14 protein-coding genes and 4 tRNA genes are annotated in these 19,048 nt (G+C 62.9%); 13 read left to right on the forward strand and 5 right to left on the reverse strand.

Annotated elements, in window-relative coordinates; all coding sequences use genetic code 11:
- A partial coding sequence (locus AB5Y80_RS19860) for a methyl-accepting chemotaxis protein (RefSeq protein WP_368173436.1) occupies positions 1-1,697 on the reverse strand: 1,697 nt, incomplete at its 3' end.
- A 273-nt stretch (positions 1,698-1,970) separates the two neighbouring features.
- Between AB5Y80_RS19860 and AB5Y80_RS19865 the strand changes: the two genes are divergently transcribed.
- The 3 genes from AB5Y80_RS19865 to AB5Y80_RS19875 all read left to right on the forward strand — a co-directional run bounded on the left by AB5Y80_RS19865 (position 1,971) and on the right by AB5Y80_RS19875 (position 8,904).
- On the forward strand, positions 1,971-4,274 hold the full coding sequence (locus AB5Y80_RS19865; protein ID WP_368173437.1) for a patatin-like phospholipase family protein: 2,304 nt from the start codon (positions 1,971-1,973) through the stop codon (positions 4,272-4,274).
- Between the two features lie 229 nt (positions 4,275-4,503).
- Positions 4,504-7,101, forward strand: a complete 2,598-nt coding sequence (gene acnB / locus AB5Y80_RS19870; protein ID WP_368173438.1) for a bifunctional aconitate hydratase 2/2-methylisocitrate dehydratase — start codon at positions 4,504-4,506, stop codon at positions 7,099-7,101.
- Positions 7,102-7,332: 231 nt separating this feature from the next.
- Positions 7,333-8,904, forward strand: a complete 1,572-nt coding sequence (locus AB5Y80_RS19875; protein ID WP_041213989.1) for a cyclic diguanylate phosphodiesterase — start codon at positions 7,333-7,335, stop codon at positions 8,902-8,904.
- Here AB5Y80_RS19875 and AB5Y80_RS19880 read toward each other — a convergent pair.
- Positions 8,901-9,818, reverse strand: coding sequence for a LysR family transcriptional regulator (locus AB5Y80_RS19880; RefSeq protein ID WP_368173439.1), 918 nt, complete (start codon positions 9,816-9,818; stop codon positions 8,901-8,903). The genes AB5Y80_RS19875 and AB5Y80_RS19880 overlap by 4 nt on opposite strands.
- 76 nt (positions 9,819-9,894) lie before the next feature.
- On the opposite strand from AB5Y80_RS19880, the gene AB5Y80_RS19885 reads away from it, so the two are divergent.
- The 4 genes from AB5Y80_RS19885 (at position 9,895) to mdtD (ending at position 14,683) form a co-directional block, all read left to right on the forward strand.
- Positions 9,895-10,512, forward strand: a complete 618-nt coding sequence (locus AB5Y80_RS19885; RefSeq protein ID WP_103261545.1) for a LysE family transporter — start codon at positions 9,895-9,897, stop codon at positions 10,510-10,512.
- Between the two features lie 115 nt (positions 10,513-10,627).
- Positions 10,628-12,034, forward strand: a complete 1,407-nt coding sequence (locus AB5Y80_RS19890) for a D-arabinono-1,4-lactone oxidase (RefSeq protein ID WP_368173440.1) — start codon at positions 10,628-10,630, stop codon at positions 12,032-12,034.
- 71 nt (positions 12,035-12,105) lie between these two features.
- Positions 12,106-13,233, forward strand: coding sequence for a GTP-binding protein (locus tag AB5Y80_RS19895; protein ID WP_368173441.1), 1,128 nt, complete (start codon positions 12,106-12,108; stop codon positions 13,231-13,233).
- A gap of 61 nt (positions 13,234-13,294) precedes the next feature.
- Positions 13,295-14,683 carry a multidrug transporter subunit MdtD gene (gene mdtD, locus AB5Y80_RS19900; protein WP_010675801.1) on the forward strand — a complete coding sequence of 463 codons (1,389 nt, stop codon included), beginning with the start codon at positions 13,295-13,297 and terminating at the stop codon, positions 14,681-14,683.
- Positions 14,684-14,692: 9 nt separating this feature from the next.
- On the opposite strand, the gene AB5Y80_RS19905 is transcribed toward mdtD, so the two are convergent.
- From AB5Y80_RS19905 to folB, 3 genes are all read right to left on the reverse strand, one after another.
- The gene (locus tag AB5Y80_RS19905; RefSeq protein WP_042015124.1) at positions 14,693-15,175 is read right to left on the reverse strand and encodes a YbaK/EbsC family protein; all 483 of its coding nucleotides are present in this window, start codon (positions 15,173-15,175) and stop codon (positions 14,693-14,695) included.
- Between the two features lie 117 nt (positions 15,176-15,292).
- Entirely contained in the window at positions 15,293-15,802 is a 510-nt protein-coding gene (gene folK, locus AB5Y80_RS19910; protein WP_042865424.1) for a 2-amino-4-hydroxy-6-hydroxymethyldihydropteridine diphosphokinase, read from the reverse strand.
- Positions 15,802-16,173, reverse strand: coding sequence for a dihydroneopterin aldolase (folB, locus tag AB5Y80_RS19915; protein ID WP_010675798.1), 372 nt, complete (start codon positions 16,171-16,173; stop codon positions 15,802-15,804). Before folB ends, folK begins: the two co-directional genes overlap by 1 nt.
- A 171-nt stretch (positions 16,174-16,344) precedes the next feature.
- Here folB and plsY point away from each other — a divergent pair, with 171 nt between their 5' ends.
- From plsY to AB5Y80_RS19945, 6 genes are all read left to right on the forward strand, one after another.
- A complete protein-coding gene (plsY, locus tag AB5Y80_RS19920) occupies positions 16,345-17,007 on the forward strand; it encodes a glycerol-3-phosphate 1-O-acyltransferase PlsY (protein WP_029314836.1) in 663 nt (220 codons plus the stop codon).
- A gap of 47 nt (positions 17,008-17,054) precedes the next feature.
- Positions 17,055-17,130, forward strand: a tRNA-Phe gene (locus tag AB5Y80_RS19925).
- A gap of 52 nt (positions 17,131-17,182) precedes the next feature.
- A tRNA-Thr gene (locus tag AB5Y80_RS19930) sits at positions 17,183-17,258 on the forward strand.
- 3 nt (positions 17,259-17,261) lie between these two features.
- Positions 17,262-17,337 (forward strand) — tRNA-Phe (locus AB5Y80_RS19935).
- Positions 17,338-17,345: 8 nt separating this feature from the next.
- Positions 17,346-17,421 (forward strand) — tRNA-Asn (locus AB5Y80_RS19940).
- A 266-nt stretch (positions 17,422-17,687) separates the two neighbouring features.
- Complete coding sequence (locus AB5Y80_RS19945) at positions 17,688-19,031, forward strand: potassium channel family protein (protein WP_010675794.1); 1,344 nt, start codon at positions 17,688-17,690, stop codon at positions 19,029-19,031.
- Positions 19,032-19,048 lie beyond the last annotated feature (17 nt).

Raw genomic sequence — 19,048 nt, forward strand, 5'->3', positions numbered from 1 at the left:
CCGGTGATCTGGTCGAGGGCGCCGTTGGCCTCGTCGGCCTGGGTCACCACCCGCAGGCTCTGGTTGCGGCCCTGGGCCATGGCGCTGACGGCGCGGGCGCTCTGTTCCTGGAGGCTGTTGATCATGCCCTGGATCTCGGCGGTGGAGGCGGCGGAGCGGCTGGCGAGGTTGCGCACCTCGTCGGCCACCACGGCGAAGCCACGGCCCTGCTCGCCGGCGCGGGCAGCCTCGATGGCGGCGTTGAGGGCCAGCAGGTTGGTCTGCTCCGAGATGCTGCGTATGGTGTCGAGGATGCTGCCGATGGAGTCGGTCTGGCTCGCCAGGGACTCGATGACCCCGGCGACCTGTTCGATTTCACCGGAGAGGCCGACGATGCCGTGACGGGCCTGGGCGACGACCTGGGCCCCCGCATCGGCCTGCTCGTTGGCCTGCTTGGCGACGTCGGCGGCGAGAGACGCATTGCCGGCGATCTCGCTGACGGTGGCTCCCATCTCGTGGATGGCGGTGGCGACCTGAACGGTGCGATCCCGCTGGGCGGTGCAGTTGTGCTGGGTGAGCTGGGCCTTGGCGGCCACCTCGTTGGCAGTGGCGGCGAGCTGGCGGGAGTTGCTCGCCACCTGCTCGATGGAGCCGTGGATCTTGGCGACAAAGTTGTTGAAGCCGGTCGCCACCTGGGCCAGTTCGTCACGGCCATCGACCTTGAGGCGATGGGTGAGGTCGCCATCACCGCTGCCGAGTTCGCGGAACAGGCGGGCCAGTTCGTTGAGGGGGCGGCTCACGGAGCCGGCCAGGAGAACGCCGAGCAGCCCCATACCGACGGCGATGGCCAGGCTGACCAGCACCATGTGCAGGCGCGCTCTGTCCAGTTCGGCATAAATCTCGGCCTCCGGCACCTGGGCCACCAGATACCAGTCGAGCAGGGGGATGTAGCTGCTGGCCAGGATCACGGGCTGGCCGTCGACCTCGGCACGGGTGGCGGTAAAGGGCTGCTTGTTGAGCAGGTTGGTGCTGCTGCCGCTGGCCAGCTGGGTCAGGTTGTCCCGATCGATGCGGGCGGCGTCGGGGTGCAGCTTCACCTTGCCGCTGCCGTCTGTCATGAAGACGAAGCCGCTGTCGCCGATGCGGAAGTTGGCGAGCATGCTGACCATGCTGTCGAGGGATTTGGCGAGGCCGGCGAGGCCGCGTCCGTCGAGCTGCTGGAAGTTGACGAACAGTTTTACCTCGCCATTGCTCTCCCGAAAGATGCTGAGCATCAGATCCTGGCGGCTCTTGGTGTAGTCATAGAACCAGTTGTCCTGCTCGTGGTTCAGGATGCGCAGAAAACCGTCCTGGTTGTAGTAGGCGGCACTCTGGCGATCGGCGAAGGAGGCGGTGACCAGACCATACTGGCTCGTCATGTCCTTGAGCTGGTTGATGAGGATGGACTCCTGCTCCTTGGGCATGCCGCGCTCGACCCAGTCCAGCACGAAGCGGTCGTTGGCAAGCTGTCTGGCGGCATTGGCGACCGAGGTGAGATCCTTCTCGATCTCCTTGCCGATGCGCTGGGTCAGGTTGGGCAGCTCCTGCTCGAACATGCGGTTCTCGATCAGCTGCTGGGCAGAACGCTGGCTGAAATAGCCCACCAGCAGGCAGGAGAGGGCCACGGCGAGGATGACGGTGGCCAGAATTTTCTGTTTCAGTGTCAGGCTTGCGAACATAGGGGTGACTCGGAAGTGTGAACCAGGGTTGAACTCATAATAGCGGCTGATTTGGCGCGCTCTTGAGGCGGCGGGGGCGTTTATTGTCGATTAACGTTTGCGCTCACACCCGGATTGGACTGGATTGGCGCCCGATTTTGCCAAGACATCGTCGCAAGCGGGGCGACCCCTCGCCAGCACCCCGGCTTGCGGTTAAAGTGCTTGCACTTATAGTAGGCTGCACCTGACTGGCGGCCTGCCCGCTCGACTCGCACCGGATTTATGGACTCTCATATGCGCATCTTTCATCGGGGATGGACCCACCTGCTCGTGCTCCTGCTGGCGATCCTGCCGTTCATGGCGGCGGCCGGAGCCAATGATCCCGCGCCTACGGCCAGAAACTCGGGGGCAACCAAGATGGATCGTCCGAGGATCGCCCTGGTACTGAGCGGCGGCGGGGCCAAGGGGTCGGCCCATATCGGGGTGCTCAAGGTGCTGGAGGCAAAGCACATCCCGGTGGACATCATCGTCGGGACCAGCATGGGCTCCTATGTGGCGGGCATGTATGCCATGGGGCTCAGCGCCGAGGAGGTGGAGCGCACGACGCTTGCCATCGACTGGAACAAGGGCTATCAGGACAAGGTGGGGCGCGACGAGCTCTCCCTGCGCAAGAAGCAGCAGACCGAGAAGTACCAGCTGCGCACCGACATCGGGGTCAACGGTGACCAGACCCAGCTGCCGGACGGCTTCTTCCAGGGACAGTCCATGGCCAGCCTGCTGCGCCACGCCACCTCCAACCTGCCGGCGCAAAAGAGCTTCGACAACCTGCCTATCCCCTATCGCGCGGTGGCGACCGACATGGAGACGGTGACCCCCTTCGTGCTGGATCACGGCAGCCTCGCCAAGGCGATGCAGGCCTCCATGTCCATTCCCGGTGCCCTCAAGCCGGTGGAGTGGGACGGCCGCATCCTGGCCGATGGTGGCACGGTCAACAACATGCCGGTGGACGTGGCCAAGGCCATGGGGGCCGACGTGGTGATCGCGGTGGACATCAGCGCCAAGCTGCGTACCCGGGAGTCCCTCAAGTCGGGATTGGCCATGATCGATCAGCTCACCACCTACATGACCCAGGTGGGGACCGAAAAGCAGAAGGCGCTGCTCGGCCCCAGGGACATCCTGCTGAACCCCGAGTTCGGCAACATGGGGATCGCCGACTTCGCCCTGATGCCGGAGGGGATCAAGATCGGGGAGGCGGTCGCCAACAGTGCAGCGGCCCGGCTCGATGCGCTCTCTCTCTCGCCCGCCGCCTACGCCGACTATCGCAACGGCAAGCTGAGCCGGCGCGCCGAGCGCAGCGGCCAGCCCGCCTACTACATCGACAAGGTGGAGATCATCAACAAGTCGCGCCTCTCCGACGATACGGTGCGGGCCATGCTGAACGTGCGTCCGGACAAGGTGCAGACCTACGAGAGCCTGGAGGCGGGGATCCGTCGCCTCTACGCCCTGGAGTCGTTCGATCGCATCACCTACGAGGTGGAGGCGCGGGACGGGGAGAACGTGCTGGTGGTGGACGCCAGCGAGAAGAACTGGGGGCCGGGTTATCTCAACTTCCAGCTCGGTTTCTCCGATGACTTCGAGAGCAGCTCCAACTACAACGTCGGCATGTCCTACACCCTGACCAACGTCAACGACTGGGGAGGCGAGTGGCTGACCGAGGCGTCCCTCGGGACCGCCAAGCACCTCAAGACCGACTTCTACACCCCGCTGGAGCCCTCCCAGACCTACTTCGGCGAGACGAGCCTGGCCTACGACAAGACCCAGCGACGCGTCTTCTTCCCGGAAGAGAGCAGGTCGTCGTCCGGGGTCAGCTATCTGGACTCCGAGTACAGCTTCACCAGCGTGGATCTTGCCGTCGGCTGGAATCGCCAGCCCTGGAGCCGCTTCTCCCTTGGACTGGAGGGCAAGATCGGCAGCGTGGAGATCCAGAACCTCACCAACGCGGATGCCGATGCCTCCGCCTGGGGACCCTACATCCGCTTCGAGCACGACACCCTCGACAGCCGCTACTTCCCCTATCAGGGGGTCTACTGGGACATCAAGGGGGGCTACTCCTACGTCGATCTCGACCCCTCGGACGGCCCCTCCGAGCAGGCCGAGGGGGTGAATTACCGGCTGGTGATGATCAAGCCCTGGTCCTGGGACAGGCACAGCCTCAACCTGATGCTGGAAGGGGGCGGCTCAAGCTCCCAGGAGACGGTACCGCTGTTCGTGCAGGATCTGGGGGGGCTGTTCCGCATGTCCGGCTTCCAGCATTACCAGTTGAGCGGTCGCTACAGCCTGTTCGGCGGCTTGCGCTACATCTACCGGGTGGCGGACAACGACTTCGGTGCCTTCAAGGCCCCCCTGTTCCTCGGGGGCTCCCTCGAGCAAGGGGGGGTCTGGGACAAGGGAGAGGACATCAGCATCGAATCCTCCTATACCTCGGGTTCCCTCTATATGGGGGTGGAGAGTTTCCTCGGTCCCATCTTCCTCGGCTATGGCGTGGCGGAGGGGGGACACGACATGTTCTATCTGCAATTGGGCACTACGTTCCAATAAGGGCGAAATGCTGCCTTTTTGTTAACTCACCTTGGGTGGGCGGCTTGTCACTCTAAAAAAACCTAATGGGTTTATATGGTTATGCTGGTTTGATGAATAACTGCACAGGGTTTGGATTTTAATTAGTCGTTAAAACTTATATAGTGGGGGGCACCCTACGGGTGTCCCGCAAGGACGATCGCCGCGAGCTTGGGCGAACCCCAAAAAAAAGACCAAAGAGGAATTAGTCGTGCTTGAAACATACCGTAAACACGTCGCAGAACGTGCCGCCGAAGGCGTGGTCGCCAAACCTCTGGACGCAGAGCAGGTTGCCGCCCTGGTTGAGCTGATCAAGAATCCGCCCGCCGGCGAACAGGACTTTCTGAAAGAACTGTTGTCCTCCCGCATTCCCCCGGGTGTTGATGAAGCGGCCTATGTGAAAGCCGGCTTCCTCACCGCCGTCGCCAAGGGCGAGGCCCATTCCCCCATCCTGACTGCCGCCGAAGCCGTCGAGCTGCTCGGTACCATGCAGGGTGGTTACAACATCCAGCCGCTGATCGACCTGCTGGACGATGCGACCCTGGCTCCTCTTGCCGCCAAGGGTCTCTCCCATACCCTGCTGATGTTCGACTCCTTCCACGACGTGGAAGAGAAGGCCAAGGCGGGCAATGCCCACGCCAAGCAGGTGCTGCAATCCTGGGCCGACGCCGAGTGGTTCCTGAACCGCCCGGCCCTGGCCGAGAAGATCACCGTCACCGTGTTCAAGGTGACCGGCGAAACCAACACCGACGATCTGTCGCCGGCGCCGGACGCCTGGTCCCGCCCGGACATTCCGCTGCACGCCCTGGCGATGCTGAAGAACGCCCGTCCCGGCATCACCCCGGACAAGGATGGCGTCATCGGCCCCATCAAGACCATCGATGCCCTGAAAGAGAAAGGTTTCCCGCTGGCCTACGTGGGTGACGTGGTCGGTACCGGCTCTTCCCGTAAATCCGCCACCAACTCCGTGCTCTGGTTCATGGGCGACGACATTCCGTTCGTGCCGAACAAGCGTGCCGGCGGCGTCTGCCTCGGCGGCAAGATTGCCCCCATCTTCTTCAACACCATGGAAGATGCCGGCGCCCTGCCCATCGAAGTGGACGTCTCCAAACTGGAGATGGGCGATGTCATCGACATCTTCCCCTATGAGGGCAAGATCACCCGCCACGGCACCGACGAGGTGCTGGCCCGGTTCGAACTGAAGACCGAGGTGCTGATCGACGAAGTGCGCGCCGGTGGCCGCATTCCGCTGATCATCGGCCGCGGCCTGACCGACAAGGCCCGCGAAGCGCTGGGTCTGCCGTTCTCCACCGTGTTCCGTCGTCCGCAGCCTGTCGCCGACACCGGCAAAGGCTTCACCCTGGCCCAGAAGATGGTGGGCAAGGCGTGCGGCGTGAAGGGCATTCGCCCGGGCACCTACTGCGAACCCAAGATGACCACGGTCGGCTCCCAGGACACCACGGGCCCCATGACACGCGACGAGCTGAAAGACCTGGCCTGCCTCGGCTTCTCCGCCGATCTGACCATGCAGTCCTTCTGCCACACCGCCGCTTATCCCAAGCCCATCGACGTGCAGACCCACCACACCCTGCCGGACTTCATCATGAACCGCGGCGGTGTGAGCTTGCGTCCAGGCGACGGCGTCATCCACTCCTGGCTGAACCGCATGCTGCTGCCGGATACCGTGGGTACCGGTGGTGACTCCCACACCCGTTTCCCCATCGGGATTTCCTTCCCGGCGGGCTCCGGTCTGGTGGCCTTCGCCGCCGCCACCGGCGTGATGCCGCTGGACATGCCGGAATCCGTGCTGGTGCGCTTCAAGGGCGAGCTGCAACCGGGCATCACCCTGCGTGATCTGGTCCATGCCATCCCCTACGCTGCCATCCAGAAAGGGCTGCTGACCGTCGAGAAAGCGGGCAAGAAGAACATCTTCTCCGGCCGCATCCTCGAGATCGAAGGTCTGCCGACCCTGAAGGTGGAGCAGGCGTTCGAGCTGGCGGACGCCAGCGCCGAGCGTTCCGCCGCCGGTTGCACCATCAAGCTGGATAAAGAGCCGATCATCGAGTATCTGAAGTCCAACATCGTGATGCTGAAGTGGATGCTCTCCGAAGGCTACGGCGACGTGCGCACCATTACCCGCCGCATCAAGGGGATGGAAGAGTGGCTGGCCAACCCGGTGCTGATGGAGGCGGACAAGGATGCCGAGTACGCCGAAATCATCGAGATCGATCTGGCCACCATCAAGGAGCCGATCCTGTGCGCGCCGAACGATCCGGACGATGCCCGTCTGCTGAGCAGCGTGGCTGGCGACAAGATTGACGAGGTGTTCATCGGTTCCTGCATGACCAACATCGGCCACTTCCGCGCTGCCGGCAAGCTGCTCGAGAAGTACCAGGGCGAACTGCCGACCCGCATGTGGATCGCCCCCCCCACCAAGATGGACAAGGATCAGCTGACCGAAGAGGGCTACTACGGCATCTTTGGTCGCGTCGGTGCTCGCATCGAGATTCCGGGCTGTTCCCTCTGCATGGGCAACCAGGCGCGGGTAGCGGAAGGGGCCTCCGTGGTCTCCACCTCCACCCGCAACTTCCCGAACCGCCTGGGCAAGGGTGCCAACGTCTATCTGGCCTCTGCCGAGCTGGCTGCAGTTGCCGCCATCATCGGCAAGATCCCGACCGTGGCCGAGTACCTGCAGTATGCCAAGACCCTGGACGCCACTGCGGCCGACACCTACCGCTACCTGAACTTCAACGAGATCGCCTCCTACACCAAGAAGGCCGATGCGGTGATCCTGCAGCAAGCGGTCTGAGACTCGCCGGTCTGACCACTGAAAATAACAATGCCGCGTCTCGACGCGGCATTTTCCATTTCAGGGGGCTGCGCGATAATGACCCGCCATGCCCAGCAACGGCGTCGTCGATTTGCCTGGTACGCGCGTTGCGCTTTCGTTGTCTGGCCATGATGGCCCCACCGTTTCCTGGTGGGCACTTTTATACCGCGGTACCTGCGAAGCGGGCCCGCGCATTGCGGCGTGGTTGCTATGTTTCTGTTCCGGATTGATCTGGCCCGCATGAAGTGGCGCCTTGGTTGTGCCCTGCTGGTGTTGGCCCTGCCCCTGGTGGTGGGAGGGTGGATGGTGCACGACAGCTACGAGCAGGAGCTGAAAAACGATGCCAGTGCGTCAGCCAGCAAGGCCAGAACCTTGCTGGAGCGCATGCTGGATCAGGCCGAGCGGGCCAACCTCGAGGTATTGCCGCTGGCCGGTCGACCTTGCAGCGACAACCTGTTGCTGCTGCGCAAGCGGGTGGCGCTGGAGCCTTTCCTGCGCTCCATCAATCTGGTGCGACAGGGGATCATCAACTGCACCTCGCTGTTCGGGCCTGCCAGGGAAGTGGATGACGGCTCCCGCTACACGGATCGCAAGTTGCTGCTGATGAGCGGCAACCTGGTGCGCAAGAATCACCCCTTGCTGGTGGTGCGTCAGGAGCGGGGGCGTGATGCGGCACTGAGCGCCATTGACAGCAGTCAGCTCAGTTTCATGCTTACCCTGAGCAGCGATCCCAGCGAGCTGTTCTTGCAGGTGGGGTCCGCCTGGCTCGATGAGTCCGGCCACTTCCAAAGCGATCCGCCGAAACTGCACAGCAAGTTTGCCCTGATACTCGCCTCCCAGCGTTACCCCTTCACCATCCACGCCGGTTATGCCATGCCGATCTACTGGCGTGCCCTGTGGGAGGCTCGCCATCTGCAACTGATCTGGCTGGGAGCCAGTTCGCTGGTGCTCTCACTGCTGGTGTGGTGGCTGCTTGGGCGGCCTGGGGCCCTGACGGACGAGCTGAGGCGCGGGCTGCGAGCCAGGGAATTTGTCCCCTATCTGCAACCGCTGATCGCCAGCAAGGGCGGTAAGATGGTGGGAGCCGAGGTACTGATGCGCTGGCAACATGCCACCGAGGGGCTGATCCGCCCCGATCTCTTCATCCCCCAGGCGGAAGAGTCTGGCCTGATCGTGCCCATGACGGTCAACTTGATGAAGACGGTGGCCAAGACACTCCACCCGGTACAGGAGCAGCTGCCCGAGGCATTTCACATCAGCTTCAACATCAGTGCCATCCACTGCCGGGACCTCTCCCTGGTGGCGGAGTGCCGCGACTTCCTCGGCCATTTCGTGCCGGGACGGGTGGTGCTGGTGCTGGAGCTCACGGAGCGGGAGCTGCTGGTGACCAGCCCGCAGACCCTCTCCCTGTTTCGCCAGCTCGACGAGATGGGGGTGCAGCTCGCCATCGATGACTTTGGCACCGGCCACTCCAGCCTCATCTATCTGCAGCAATTCCACGTGGACTATCTCAAGATCGACCGCTCCTTCATCGGCCGTATCGGGACGGAGTCCCTCTCCGAGCACATCGTGGACAACGTCATCGACCTTGGGGGACGGCTGGGGTTGTCCCTGGTGGCCGAAGGGGTGGAGACGGAGCAGCAGGCCGCCTATCTGAGAGGCAAGGGGGTCCAGTATCTGCAGGGATACCTGTTTGCCCGCCCCATGCCGATACGCCAGTTCTGCCGGGAGCTGACGGCGGGAGAGATACAGGTCGCCGCCGGGCGCACCGCCCAGGGCTAGGCCGCGCCCACCAGGCTGTGCAGCCAGTTCACCAGGATGTCGTGGGGGCTGCCGGGTTCGGGAGGGGCGGGGGCGAGCAGGTGATAGCCGGTGCCGTCGGGGACGAAGCCGAGCGGTGCCACCAGCAGACCGGCCTCGATATCGTCGCACACCTGGCGGTAGGGGCCGATGGCGACTCCCAGCCCGGCGACTGCCGCCTGCAGGCTGAAATAGAAGTGCTCGAAGGTCTGACCCGGCACCTCCTCGTTGGCGGGCATGCCTGCGTGCTGCTGCCACTCCAACCAGGCGCCCGGACGGGTCTTGGTGTGCAGACGGGGGGCCGTTGGCCTGAGGGCCTGCACATCCCCCCTGGATTCAAAGAAGTGCGCCACCTTGCCCGGCGGGCAGACAGGGCCGGTCCGCTCTTCGAACAGCAACTGGTTGTAGAGCTCGGCAGGCCAGTGAAAGTCGTTGCGCCGGATGGCGAGATCGATGCCGCTGCCAAAGCTGAGGGCGCCACCGCCCGCCATCAGGTGTACGTCCAGCTCCGGGTGCAGAGCCTGGAAGGCGGGCCAGCGCGGGATCAGCCAGCGCATAAGGAGGGTGGGTTCGCAGGAGAGCACCAGCGACTGGGGACGGCTCTGCTGGCGCAGGGCCTGCGCCGTCTGGCGGATGCTGCCCAACCCCTCTCTGACCGCCTGATAGAACCGTTCACCCGCGTCGGTCAGAAAGACCCGGCGCTGGCGCCGCTCGAACAGCATGACCCCTAGATCCTCCTCGAGCAGTCGTACCGCCCGGCTGATGGCGCCATGGGTGAGATGCAGTTCATCGGCGGCGCGGCCGAAATGCTCGGTGCGGGCAGCCACCTCGAAACAGCGCAGGGCGGTAAGGGAGGGAAGCGAGAGGGCTTTTTGTGAGTTTTTTTCACCATTCATGTCAGAAATCATCGTTCGTTATTGGTGTTATTGGCAAATAAAATAGCCGATATCCTCTCTAATCAGGACTCTTTTCATGACCGAACTGTTAGCCGTAGTGGCCATTACCCTCTTTGCCGTCATCAGCCCCGGGCCCGACTTTGCCATGGTGTCGCGCAACAGCCTGCTGCTCTCGCGCCGCACCGGCGTGCTGACGGCGATCGGCATCGCGGCCGGGGTCTGCGTGCACGTGGCCTACACCCTGCTGGGGGTGGGCCTGCTGATCCAGCAATCCCTCTGGCTGTTCAACCTCATCAAGCTGGCGGGGGCCGCCTATCTCATCTTCCTCGGCATCAAGATGCTGCGGGCCAAACCGGCTGCCGATGAAGAGCGCATCTGTCAGCCTGCCCTCTCCAGCCTGGGGGCGCTGCGCACCGGATTTTTGACCAATGTGCTCAATCCCAAGACCACCATCTTCATCGTCAGCCTCTTCATGCAGGTGGTGCAGCCGCAGACGCCGCTGGCGGTCCAGATCGGCTATGGCGCCTTCATCGCGCTGGCGCACGCCCTCTGGTTTGGTGCGGTGGCGCTCTTCTTCTCCACCCCTGCGGTGCGGGACCGACTGCTGGCGGTACGCCACTGGATCGATCGGGTGTTCGGGGGCCTGCTGGTGGGATTCGGCATGTTGCTGGCATTGACCCAGCAAACGCGCTGAGGCGGGGAGGGGCGCTCCCCCTATCCACCCCCGACTGTAGGGTCTTGTTTTTCATGCCTTGGCAGCCACTTTTCGGTAGAATTGGCGCTCATTTTGAAGTCAGATGAGGCGCGGTATGACGGTCAGGTTCCAGGCATTTCACAGCATCAAGGCGATTGGCAATCGGGAGGTGCTGTTCAACTGGTCCAGAACCAACCCCCTCGGCGCCCTTGATCAGGTGTGGCGCCCGACGACCCGTGACGAGCTGCAGCAACTGCTGCGGGAATACCCCGAGCGCAAGCTGCGGCTCATCGGCTCCGGCCTCTCTTTCGAACCCATCCACAGCGTCTACGCGGAAGGCAGCCAGGCGCTGCTGGTGGACCTGCACCACCTGCGCGGCCAGCTGGACAAGACTGCCGATACGGTGACCTACCTGGCGGGGACGCCGCTTGATACCGTCTATGCCGACCTCATCGCCATGGATCGCATGCTGCCGGCATCCCCCGGCGTCATCGGCATCCAGACCCTGGGCGGTGCGCTCAGCACCGGCACCCATGGGCAGGGACTGCACCAGTCCGCCCTGTGCGATGCGGTGGCTGCCCTGACCGTGATGCTGGCGAGCGGCGACATCATCCGTGTGGAGCGCACCGATCCGCGCTTCGGCGCCTTCGTGATGGGCATGGGGATGCTCGGTATCCTGCTGGATGTGACCCTCAACACCGTGCCCAACCGCATCATGCGCTGCACCAAGTTCACCACCGACTACCCCTTCCTGCTGGAACACAACGAGCGCCTCAACCGGGAGCACGTCTTCGTGAAGAGCTGGTGGTTCGCCTGGACCGGCGAGAGCCACATCTGGCTGGTGGATCCCGCCTCCGATGACGAGGTGGCCCGCTACCGCGCTGGGGGCAGCGAGCCGCTGGTGCTGGAGGGAGACATGGATGAGCGCATGAACCTGGCGCTCAATGCCACCATAGACGCGACCCTGCAGAAGATGGCCAGAGACACCAAGGACGAGGCCAGGGCAGGCGAGCACTTCGAGACGGTACGCCGCTTCAAGGACGCCTCGGATCTGGTGGGCAACGTCTACCAGATCCTCTGCAAGGGAATTCCTGCTCCCCAGATCAACTGCGAGGTGGCCGTGCCCCTCGAACGCATGGGGGAGGCCCTTGAAATCCTGCAGGCATGGCAGGAGGCGAACCCCGGCGTGCTGCACTACCCCTTCATCCTGCGCTGCACCGGTCCATCCGTGGCCTGGCTCAGTGCCGCCCATGGCAAGTCGGTGTGCTGGATAGGTTTTCTGGTCTATCTGGCGGCGGACGGGACCTTTGTCGGGGGCTCCATGGAGCAGATGCGCGAGTTGCAGCAACTGCTGGTGCCCCTCGGCGGCATTCCCCATTTCGGCAAGCACCTGGCGATGGACCTCTACGACTTCCCGGCCCTGTTGCCGCGCTGGCACGACTTCCTGGCCCTGAAGCGGGAGCTTGACCCCCATGGCCGTTTCGAAAACCGCTGGCTCGGCGACCTGTTCGCCAACCGGTAAGGATCTGACATGACCGATATGCAAGACACTCGCTTACTCATCCTCCTGCCGATCAGAGGGGGGGCATCCCGATGACAGACATGCAAGACACCCGCATCCCCGTGACCCTGCTGACCGGCTTTCTCGGCAGCGGCAAGACCACCTTGCTCAACCACTGGGTCAAGCAGCCCGAGCTCGGGGAGTGCGCCGTGCTCATCAACGAGTTCGGCTCCGTGGGGCTGGATCACCATCTGGTACAGCAGGTGGACGAGCAGGTGGTGCTGCTCGATTCCGGCTGCATCTGCTGCTCGGTGCAGGGCTCCCTGGTGGAGGCGCTGCAGGGGCTCTTCATGAAGGCCATCCAGCGCAAAATCAAACCCTTCAAACGGCTGATCATCGAGACCACGGGTCTGGCCGATCCGGCCCCTGTGCTGTTCACGTTGAGGGAAGAGGGCTTTATCGCCCAGCGCTACCGCTTCGATGGCACCGTCACCGTGGTGGATGCCGGCCATATCGAGCAGCAGCTGGCCGCTCAATATGAGGCGGTCAAACAGGTGGCGCTGGCGGATCTGCTGGTGGTGAGCAAGGGCGATCTGGTGGATGAAGAGACCCTTGCGCGGGTGGAAGCCCAACTGGCGGCCCTCAATCCGGCAGCCCCCATCCAGCGGGTCAGCAATGGGGTGCTCTCACCCGCGGTGCTGGAGAAGCTCGGCGCCTACAACGAGGAGGCGGGGCGCGACGTGCGCCAGTTGCTGGCCTGGCTGCGTACCGAATCCCCGAAGCAGGGGCTGGCTTCGCCCATGCAGCCGAAGATGACGCCGTTTGCCGCCAAGGTGGGGACGGCCGCGCCCACCCGCTTCGAGCACGGCAATATCGAAAGTTTCTCCCTGCGCATCGGCGAGCCGCTCAAGCCCTCCCGCCTGCTGGCCGCCATCGATGCGGTGCAGGCGCAATACGGTGATGCCCTGCTGCGGCTCAAGGGGATATTGCAACTGGAAGGGGAGAGCCAGCCAGTGGTGATCCACGGTGTGCACGGCCAGCTCTATCCGTTGCAGGCGCTGGGGGAGTGGCCCGAAGGCAAGGCCCAGTCCCGGCTGGTGTTCATCGTGAAGAGCCAGGACAGGGTAGGCATAGAGCAGTTGTTCCTCTCGACCCTCAAGGCCCCCGACCCCAGCCTGGAAGAGCACCTCAAGGCCATGCTCGGCCAGCCGGATGCCTGATATGCTGATATGACCCGCGCTCGTGCGGGTCTTTTCTTATGTGATGAGGAGAGACAGAATCATGCCTGACAGCTCCCCGATGGTGACGCCCGCCCAGCGCAAATGGCTGCCCTGGCTGACGGCGGTCGGTTTTTTCATGCAGACCCTGGATGGCACCATCCTCAACACCGCCCTGCCCAGCATGGCCGAGGCCCTGGGCGAGAGTCCGCTGCAGATGCAGTCCGTCATCATCGCCTACATGCTGACGGTGGCCCTGCTCATTCCCGCCTCCGGCTGGCTGGCGGACAGATTCGGCACCCGCCGGGTCTATCTGGTCGCCATCCTGCTGTTTACCCTGGGTTCCCTGGCCTGTGCCATCGCCAACACCCTGCCCATGCTGGTGATCGCCCGGGTGTTGCAAGGGGTCGGGGGGGCCTTGCTGATGCCTATCGGGCGTCTGGCGGTGCTGCGGGTCTACAGCAAGCATGAGCTGCTGAGGGTGATGTCGTTCGTCACCATCCCCGGTCTGCTCGGCCCCCTCATCGGCCCGGCCCTGGGGGGCTGGCTGGTGGAGGTGGCGAGCTGGCACTGGGTCTTCCTCATCAACCTGCCGGTGGGCTTGCTCGGCTTCGTGGCGAGCTGGCACTTCATGCCCGACCTTCGTCAGCACACCGCCAGGTTTGACTGGCAGGGGTTTGTGCTGTTCAGTGTCGGCATGGTGCTGGTATCCGTCGGTCTGCAAGGCCTGGGGGAGCACAGCATCTCAACCGGTTGGGCCCTGTTTGCGGTATTGTTCGGTCTGGCCGCCATGGCGAGCTACTGGCTCTATGCCGCCACGGCGGAGCAGCCCCTGTTTAGTCTGGCGCTGTTCAAGACGTCCACCTTCGCCATCGGTATCTGGGGCAATCTGTTTGCCCGCCTCGGCAGCGGCGCCATGCCGTTTCTCACCCCGCTCTTCCTGCAACTGGGGCTCGGCTTCTCCCCGAGCAAGGCGGGGATGACCATGATCCCCACGGTGATCGGCGCCATGCTGACCAAGACGCTGGTGAACAAGCTTATTCCGCGCATCGGTTATCGCCGCATCCTCATCGGCAACACCCTGGCGCTCGGGGCCATGATCGCGAGCTTCTATTTCATCGACAACCAGGTGCCCCACGGCGTACTGCTGGTGTGGCTGGCGGTCTTTGGTGCCATCAACTCCCTGCAATTTTCCGCCATGAACACCCTGACCCTGCAGGATCTCAGCAGCGAGCACGCCAGCAGCGGCAACGGTCTGCTGTCGGTGGTGATGCAGCTCTCCATGAGCCTGGGGGTGGCCATCGCCGCCAGCCTGCTGGGGCTCTTCTCTATCGGCCAGCCCGAGGAGAGTGGCCGCTGGCTGGAGGGGTTCCACCTCACCTATCTGTGCATCGGCCTGATGTCCATGCTGGCGGCGCTGATCTTCGCCCAGCTGGCGCGGGAAAAGCGCTGAGTCCCAGGCTCAGGGGGCGGGCAGGTAGCTCACGTCGCAGGGCAATCGGGCCAGCAGTCCGGCCAGGTGGGTGGTCTCCAGCAGGAAAGTCTGCTCGGGGTGGCCCGGCGTCCAGGTAAAGGCATGGTGATTCATGAGCACGGGATCCACCAGCAGTGGGATGTCGGCGCGGGGCAGGAAGGGGCAGACGGCTCCCGGCAGGCAGCCAATCTCGGTCTGCATCTCGTCGGCGGTGCAGATGGAGGGTTTGGCACCGAGCGCCGCCTTGACCGCCTTGCTGTCGAGCCGGCCGTCCCTGTGGGTCAGCAGCAGGGCGAAGCGACCATCCTTGAATTTGAGGAAAAGGGTCTTGCTGAACTCGGCCTGCCAGCCGAGGCGAGCCTTGACCCGCTCGTCGGTGGCGTAATCGAGGATGGGTTCGTGCTCGAAGTGCTGGTGGGGCAGGTCGGTGAGCAACTGACGGTTGAAGTCATGAATGGCATCGAGTGGCATGGGGTTCTCCTGTGATGGCGGTCATCCTGCCACTTGCACCGGCGCAGGCCCAATCACCGTTTCTTATCCATCATCAGCGAAGTCATCAACAAGGGCACCCGAGGGTGCCCTTGTTGTTCAGTGATGCTGCAATTCGCCCGCTTTCCAGTGGAAGGGAATGGGGTCAAGGCGCTGGGAGGCTTTGTCGTAACCTGCCCACAGCTCACCAATGGTGCGACCATCGATGGGGTGGCGGAATGTGGGAGCCAGCTCCGCCAGCGGCCAGAGCACGAAGGCGTTGGTGAGGATCTCGCCGCGGGGCAGCACCAGCGGCGTCTCGCAGACCAGCTCGCCGTAGAGCAGCAGATCGAGATCCAGGGTGCGCGGGGCGAACTTCTTGGCATCCGGCTCGCGGCCGTGAGCGAACTCCATGGCGCGCAGGCGCTGGCACAGGGTCGCCAGGGGCAGCTCGGTATCGGCACCCACCACCAGGTTGTAGAAGGGGCGGCCGTTGAAGCCCACCGCCTCGCTTTCGAATACCCTGGAGACCTGCAACTCGCCGAATTCGGCGTGCAGGGCATCGAGGCCGGCGCGGATATGGCGTTCCCGATCGATGTTGGAGCCCAGACTGATATAGATGCGGGTCATCAATTGGCGCTCGCAGCCGGCGTGCGATGGCGCAGGATCTCGACCCCGACGCCTGCCGCATTGGGCACGGCACCCGGTTTGGTCAGGGTTACCTTGACCCACTGTACCCGCTCGTCTTCCAGCACCAGGGCGGCGACCTGCTCGGCCATGGTCTCGACCAGCTCCACTATCTTGCCCTGGGCGTGATCACAGATCTTGCGAGAGAGGGTGGCGTAATCCAGCGCCAGATTGATATCGTCGGTTGCGGCGGCTGGGCGATTGTCAAACCCCATCTCGAGGTCGAAACAGAGCTTCTGGCGAATGCCCTTCTCCCACTCATATACCCCTATGGTGGTCAAAACCTCGAGTCCGCGAATAAACACCTTGTCCATGACAGTACTTCTTCTTTACTCTTGATGGGCTGTGAAAACAGCGCAGGGATGCAGGCCCGGCAAGCAGATTGCCGCTGGCGGCCGGTTTGGGCGACACGCTTTCGGGCAAGCCCGGGCCTGGGAATGTGGCCCGCATCATACCCCATTCATATCGTGGTAAAAACGACCAAGATGACGGCCCTGACGATTTTGATGATTATTCTGGCCTATCTGGGCGGCTCGCTGTCCAGTGCCGTGCTGGTTTCCCGCATCACGGGTCTGCCGGATCCCCGTGACCATGGTTCCCACAACCCGGGGGCGACCAATGTGTTGCGCCTCGGCGGCCGGATGGCGGCGCTGATCGTACTGCTTCTCGACGTGCTAAAGGGGATGGCCCCCGTCTACCTCGCCTGGTATCTGCAGATCAAGCCCGTCTACCTCGGCTTTATCGGGGTGGCCGCCTGTCTGGGCCACATGTACCCCCTCTTCTTCCACTTCCGTGGCGGCAAGGGCGTCGCCACCGCCCTCGGTACCATGCTGCCCATCGGCTTTGCCATGGGGGGCGCCGTCATCACCACCTGGTTGCTGGTGCTGCTGGTGAGCGGCTATTCGTCACTGGCGTCCATCGTGACCGTGTTGCTGACTCCGCTCTTTACCTATCTGCTCAAACCGGAATACACGTTGCCGGTCTCCCTGCTCTCCTGTCTCATCCTGATCCGTCATCACGAGAACATTACCCGCCTGCTCAAGGGGGAGGAGTCCCGCCTCTGGGGGCGCCGGGGAGCGGTCCCACCAGCAGAAGTGATGAAAATGGATGATGCTGCGCAAAAAAGAGACGAACGAGACGAAAAGTGAAATTTCCCGTTGACCACCTGCCCTAAAATCCGTTTAATAGCGCCCACGCCCAGATAGCTCAGTCGGTAGAGCAGGGGATTGAAAATCCCCGTGTCGGCGGTTCGATTCCGTCTCTGGGCACCATATTTTGGTGCCATGAAATAAAAACGTGTTCATGCACAATGGTTTGAAGTGTGCCGGCTTAGCTCAGTAGGTAGAGCAACTGACTTGTAATCAGTAGGTCACCAGTTCGATTCCGGTAGCCGGCACCATTTGCCCAGATAGCTCAGTCGGTAGAGCAGGGGATTGAAAATCCCCGTGTCGGCGGTTCGATTCCGTCTCTGGGCACCACGAATAATTCCTCCTTAGCTCAGTCGGTAGAGCGACGGACTGTTAATCCGCAGGTCGCTGGTTCGAGCCCAGCAGGAGGAGCCAATCTAAAAGCCCAGCAGCAATGCTGGGCTTTTTCTTTTCCCGTTTTTCGATGTTCCGCTTCCCGCTGTTCGAAAAGCGTCCTGTCCGGTGACAAAGCTGTCGCAGCGCCCCTCTTGAATCTTTCCTCCCAGTGACTTGGCCCGTCTGCCGAGTATGATGGCGTGGTGAGTCCCTATGCTGTGCCCGCCGGATCACCCTGTCGTGATCGACGCTTGCCGTCACCCCGGCCCGGCAAAACGGGATCGGTTTCTTGAGTGAGGTCATGCATGAATGCAACAGAGCTTTGGCAGCTTTCCCCCGAGCAATTCAACGAGTGGCGGCGTGAGAACGATTATCCCCGTATCTGGGCGCTGCTGGTGGCGTCGCTGCCCCATTTCGACGACTGGATGGCGGAGCAGAAGATAGAAAAAAGCGTGATCTTCCAGATCGGCATCGCCCGCTTCATCAGCTCCCGCTGCGTGCTGAGCCTTTGTGTCTACATGAGCGACGACAAGGTCCGCCTGTATGAGAGCGCCTCGAGTGCACTGGAATCCCTGCGCAAGAGCGGCCTCATCCGCTCGGAGACCCGTTTCGAGCCTTACAGCATGTGGCTGGCGGGAAAACATGGCAATGACGAGGTGAAACGGGTGCAAAGCCTGCTCTCGGTCTCGGAGAACAACAAGGGGGAGGCCCAGGTGCTGGGCAAGCATCGTCTGCTCAACATCGGCGGTGTTGCCCTCAAAAGCCCCATCATCTCCGGCCGGTTGCTCGATTTTACCTGTCTCGACGAGCTCTCTCTCGATGGGGCCGTCAACAACTCCAAGGTTTATCTGTGGCACTGCTCGGCCAAGGGGGTCAGGGTCAATGGCGGGGTGATCGGGCTCGATCTGTTCGACTCCCTGCTGTGGGACCACAGGGCCTGGGCCAAAAAGCGGGAGCTGGCGCTGGAGGACGGGGTCTTTCAGGACTTCACCATAGAGTGCGAGGAGATCCGCTTCCACTCCTCCCGGGCGGTGCTGAAAAACTTCAGCGTCAGTGCCAAGAACTTCGATGCCACCATGGAGCACACCAACCTGGACAAGGTGGAGGTGGTCTACAACGACAATGGGCGGATCGACCACAATGAGGCGAGCAAACTCTATCGCAATGCCAAGCGCCTCTTCTCCAGCGTGGGTGACACCGTCGATGCCGGCGAGTGTTACTACAAGGAGAAGCTGCACGAGATGAAGTCCCTGGCGAGCCCGCGGGAGCTGTTCCGGGAGCGCTGGTTGCGAAGCGGTCCGATGACGAAGTGCTGGCTCTCCCTGTTGTGCTATCTCAAGTGCGCGGGCAAGTTCATTAGCTTCATCACCTGGGGGTTTGGGGAGCGTCCCATCAGAAGCCTGCTGATGTCGATGGGGGTGATCCTGCTGGCGACCCTGACCTATTTCCTGGCGCCGGAGTCTGCAACCCACGGCCATCTGGGGCGCTCCCTCTATTTCAGCATCGTCACCTTCGTGACCCTGGGTTATGGGGACATCTCCCAGACCTCCTCGCCGCTGCAACTGCTGTCGGCCATCGAAGCCTTCTGCGGCATGTTCCTGACCGGTCTCTTCCTCGCGGGTTTTGCCTCTAAAACCAAGCAGTATTGACGGGAGCGCCGACGGCG

Origin of the sequence: Aeromonas sp. R2-1 (assembly GCF_040908425.1) — a bacterium.
GTDB lineage: Bacteria > Pseudomonadota > Gammaproteobacteria > Enterobacterales > Aeromonadaceae > Aeromonas > Aeromonas caviae.